At 50.9% G+C, this 725-nt stretch carries 1 protein-coding gene; it reads right to left on the bottom strand.

Annotated elements, in window-relative coordinates; translation table 11 throughout:
• Positions 1-44: 44 nt before the first annotated feature.
• The coding region (locus tag R7P74_RS26335) for a LysR substrate-binding domain-containing protein (RefSeq protein ID WP_318123590.1) at positions 45-725 on the bottom strand (681 nt) is incomplete at its 5' end.

The following is a 725-nucleotide window of genomic DNA, read 5'->3' as shown; positions in this document are numbered from 1 at the left end:
AGCACTTCACGTAAATAGAGCCAGCGTTGCTGGCTCTTTTGTTATCAGTTCAATCCCATGTCTTCGATTCGCTTCGCAATCAGCCTGCTGCACTCTTCACGCACAACGGAGCGCAGCCATTCTTGAGCAGGAGAATGCTCACAGCGCGCATGCCAAATCATCGAATAATCAAAAGGCGTAAATTGGAATGGCAACGGTTTTACGACTAGGTCATAGCGCTCAGCAACCAGATACGCCAAATCTGCCGGAACGGTAATGATGATAGGTAGTGTATCCACAATCGCCAGCGCAGCTTCTAAATGGTACGCACGCAGCACCATTTTGCGTTGCGGCTTGTCGATCAGAGCTTGCTCAATCAACGCTTTCACTCCGTCACTGATGGCAATCATCGCGTGAGGGTGGCTCAAATAGTCGTCCAAACTCATCTCTTGATTCGCCAAAGGATGCTGTTTGGACAGTAAACACAACACGCCAACGCGACCAAGAATCTCGCTACGCAGCGGCTCTACGGGGCCAGTTGGGCGACAAATGGCGAGATCGGCCCCTTCATAAGTCAACTGATCGGATAAACGGTCATGCTGCAAAGGCAAAAAGTTAAACGACACATTCGGCGCTTCTTGATAAATGCGCGGTAAAGCAAACGGCAGGATAGTTTGCATAGCGTAGTCCGTGGTCGCGATGGTGAACGTCTGATCGCACTGCTGAGGATCGAACTCGACGGGCGA

The organism is Vibrio sp. 2033 (assembly GCF_033339735.1).
Note: the sequence above shows the minus strand (reverse complement) of the source record. Positions and strands in the feature narration are given on the sequence as shown.